Annotated in this window: 4 protein-coding genes; 1 reads left to right on the top strand and 3 read right to left on the bottom strand. The window is 72.6% G+C overall.

Features of this window, described 5'->3' with window-relative positions; genetic code table 11:
- The first annotated feature begins 317 nt into the window (after nucleotides 1-317).
- Nucleotides 318-1,220, top strand: coding sequence for a 3-hydroxybutyryl-CoA dehydrogenase (locus ABT106_RS31525; protein ID WP_351284369.1), 903 nt, complete (start codon nucleotides 318-320; stop codon nucleotides 1,218-1,220).
- A 66-nt stretch (nucleotides 1,221-1,286) separates the two neighbouring features.
- On the opposite strand, the gene ABT106_RS31520 is transcribed toward ABT106_RS31525, so the two are convergent.
- The 3 genes from ABT106_RS31520 to ABT106_RS31510 all read right to left on the bottom strand — a co-directional run.
- On the bottom strand, nucleotides 1,287-1,817 hold the full coding sequence (locus tag ABT106_RS31520) for an NUDIX hydrolase (RefSeq protein ID WP_351284375.1): 531 nt from the start codon (nucleotides 1,815-1,817) through the stop codon (nucleotides 1,287-1,289).
- 53 nt (nucleotides 1,818-1,870) lie between these two features.
- Nucleotides 1,871-3,211, bottom strand: coding sequence for an NsdA family TPR-like regulatory protein (locus tag ABT106_RS31515; RefSeq protein WP_351284366.1), 1,341 nt, complete (start codon nucleotides 3,209-3,211; stop codon nucleotides 1,871-1,873).
- Between the two features lie 46 nt (nucleotides 3,212-3,257).
- On the bottom strand, nucleotides 3,258-3,414 hold a 157-nt coding region (locus ABT106_RS31510; protein WP_502979540.1), incomplete at its 5' end, for an FtsX-like permease family protein.

Genomic DNA, 3,414 nt, shown 5'->3' with positions numbered 1-3,414 from the left:
GGGCTCAAAACGGCCTCTTGGGGCTCCGACAACGGCGAGCAGCGGAAGGTCATCACCTCCGTGCTCATCCCGCCGCCGCTGCCGCCGGGCCCCCCGCCGCGGCGGCCGCGGCCACCGCACCCGCGGCCCCCGCCAGCAGCCCCCGCCGTCCGATGTACGCCATGTGACGACTCCGTTCCTTTGCGTGACATCCCTCTGCGTGCGCCCAGCATGCCCGCCCCGGCCCGCCGCCGGGGTCAAGGTCGGGGGTAACGTCGGGGGGCGTGGCGGGCGCCGGAACGCAGTTACCACTGCCGAGTACGGGGGACCCGCGATGGATGAGCAGCGAAAGGCACGATGTGACGGACCTCTCTACCCTCCCGACCGACATCGCTCGCGTCGGCGTAGTGGGCTGCGGCCAGATGGGCGCGGGCATCGCTGAGGTGTGCGCCCGCAGCGGTCTTGAGGTGAAGGTCGCCGAGACCACCGGCGAGGCCCTGGAGATCGGGCGCACCCGGCTGCACAACTCGCTGATCAAGGCCGCCGAACGCGGCAAGATCAGCGAGGAGGAGCGGGACGCCACCCTGGCCCGCCTCACCTTCACCACCGATCTCGGCGAGTTCGCCGACCGCGACCTCGTCATCGAGGCCGTCGTCGAGAACGAACAGGTCAAGACGGAGATCTTCCAGGTCCTCGACCAGGTGATCACCCGCCCGGACGCGATCCTGGCCTCGAACACCTCCTCGATCCCGCTGGTCAAGCTGGCCGTCGCGACCTCGCGGCCCGACCAGGTCATCGGCATCCACTTCTTCAACCCGGCCCCGGTGCAGCAGCTCGTCGAGCTGATCCCCGCGCTGACCACGGGCGACGAGACGGTCAAGCGGGCCGAGGCCCTGGTGCGGGACGTGCTGGGCAAGCACGCGATCCGCGCCCAGGACCGTTCCGGCTTCGTGGTCAACGCGCTCCTGATCCCGTACCTGCTGTCCGCGATCCGGATGTTCGAGTCGGGCATCGCGAGCCGCGAGGACATCGACAACGGAATGGAACTGGGCTGCGCCCACCCGATGGGCCCGCTGAAGCTGGCGGACCTGATCGGTCTGGACACCGTGGCCTCGGTGGCGGACTCGATGTACTCCGAGTTCAAGGAGCCGCTGTACGCCGCTCCCCCGCTGCTCCAGCGGATGGTCGACGCGGGCCGCCTCGGCCGCAAGACCGGCTCGGGCTTCTACCCGTACGCGTAGGCCCCCGGCCTCCGCTTCCCCGGACCGGGCCGGCACCGGTCCGGGGAAGGGTCCGTACGGGGCCGCTCAGCCCAGCCGCAGGTGGTGCAGCAAGAGCAGCCCGGCCGCCATGTTCGCGGCCGGGACCTCGCCGCGCGCGATCATCTCCGGTACGAGCTTCAGCGGGACCCACTCCCGGCGCGAGGACTCGAAGTCGTCCTCGGGATGGCCGGTGTACGTGGCCCCGTCCGCCCAGTAGAGGTGGTGGCGGGCGTCCGTCAGCCCGTTGGACGGCTCCACGGTCATCAGGTGGCGCAGCGGGCCGGGCCGCCAGCCCGACTCCTCCTCCATCTCCCGCGCGGCCGCGGCCTCGACGGATTCGCCGTCCTCCACGACTCCGGCGGGGAGCTCCCAGCCCCAGCTGTCGGTGATGAAGCGGTGCCGCCACAGCAGCAGCACCTCGTCGGCCTCGTTGACGGCCGTGGCGACGGCCACCGGGCGCAGCCGGATCACGAAGTGGTCCAGGTGCCGGCCGTCGGGGAGCTCGACGTCCGCGAGGTTCACGTCGAACCAGCGATTCCTGTACACGGTCTGCTCGTTCAGGTTCATCCACTGCACGGTCATGCCACCTTCCGATCGGTTTGGTGGCAACATGGCAGCAGAACCGGCCCTCAGAGGGGGACGCGCAGCGTCCCGTCGATGAGCAGCGCCGTCTCCTGCGCACCCGCGCATCCGCTGGTCAGCAGCTGTGCGCGGACCGTCCGCAACCGGTCGCGCAGCCGCAGCGACTCCATGCCCCTGGCCCGTTCGGCCATCTCGGCCGCCGCCGCCACGGCCCGGTCCGCCTCCCCCTGCCGCAGCTGGATCTCGCACAGCATCGCCAGCCGGTGCACCCGGCCGCGATCGTGGGCGGGGGTGCCCACGGCGGCCGTCGCCTGCTCGTGCGCGGCCGCGAGGTCGCCCAGGCTGAGCAGCGCCTCCGCGACCTGCACGTTGACCAGCCCGGGCTGTACGTAGCCGGTCTCGTCCGGCTCGGTGCCCGGACGGATCCGGTCGGCGGCCGCCTCCGCCTGCCGGATGCACTCCAACGCCGCCCGGTCGTCGCCGAGTTGGGCGTACGCCTTGGCCTGCATGGCGTACAGGTCGGCGGCCAGTGCCGGGGTGGTGTGCCGGCCCGCGGAGCGCAGCGCGGCCTCCGCGAAGGCGACGGCCTGGCGGAACTCCCGCAGGTGCAGGGACTGGTTGACGATCAGCGCGACGACGTACGCCCCGAGCCCGCGGTCCCCGCTGGCCTTGGCCAGGCGCAGGGCCTGGTGGAAGTAGCGCTGGGCCAGGCCGTGCGCGTCCGAGTCGTACGCGCAGATGCCCGCCACCGCCACGAGGGAGCCGGTGGCCCGGTGCAGCCTGCGGCCGACCCCGTCGCAGTAGCTCCCGCGCAGCATGGGCGCGGTCTCGCTGCCGAGGAAGCGGACGACGCGGTCCCGCGTCGCCACCCCGCCCGCCCGGCGGTACATCAGCTCGTAGTGCGCGCGGGCCGCCTTCAGGATCTCGATGTGCTCGGGCCCGATCCGGTGCGGGCCCTCCCGGGACACGTCGGCGTCCTCGGGCGGGTTCTCCCACTCCCAGACCGGGATCACGGCCGGCGTCCCGGTGACCGCTCCGGCGGCGAGGGCCTGGGGACGGGCCTGCCCGTCGGCGCGCCACAGGGCCGCGGCCCGGTCGACGAAACCGCTGAGCGGGGAGGCGTGGGCGGACGCGGGCCGGTCCGGCAGGCCGAGGCCGATGTCGTCCAGCCCGAGCGGGCGCCGCAGCCGGCTCCCGAGCACCTCGCAGATCAGGTCGGGGACCTGGCCGCGCGGGCGCTGCCCCTTCAGCCACCGGGCGACGGCGGTGTGTTCGTAGCGCAGGGCGAGTCCGCGGGTGCTGCCCGCCTGGTTCACGTACGCGGCGAGCCCGGCGTGGGACATGCCCGCCTCGGCGAGGAGGGCGTCGAGCAGGACATTGGGCTGCATGGGCCGCTCCAAGGGCTCTTCGGAGACAGGCTAGTGGGTGCGCGCTTCACCCGGGGTGTACTGCTGGTGATTCACACAGGGTGTGAACCAAGTACGCGCATAAATGCGCCAGCAGGGCGCCGAAGAGGGCGATGACCACGGACTCCAGGCGGATCATGCGGCGCAGCTGGCGGCGGGAGAGGCCGATGGCGCGCATCAGGCCG

The sequence above is a fragment of the Streptomyces sp. NPDC002044 genome (assembly GCF_040296725.1).
Taxonomy (GTDB): Bacteria; Actinomycetota; Actinomycetes; order Streptomycetales; family Streptomycetaceae; genus Streptomyces; species Streptomyces antarcticus.
The sequence above is the reverse complement of the archived record's forward strand: the minus strand, read 5'-3'. Positions and strand labels throughout refer to the sequence as shown.

Bases quoted from the DNA above. Each gene is read 5' to 3' on its own strand.
- ABT106_RS31515 (WP_351284366.1), bottom strand. From the start codon at position 3,211: ATGCAGCCCAATGTCCTGCTCGACGCCCTCCTCGCCGAGGCGGGCATG.
- ABT106_RS31525 (WP_351284369.1), top strand. From the start codon at position 318: ATGAGCAGCGAAAGGCACGATGTGACGGACCTCTCTACCCTCCCGACC.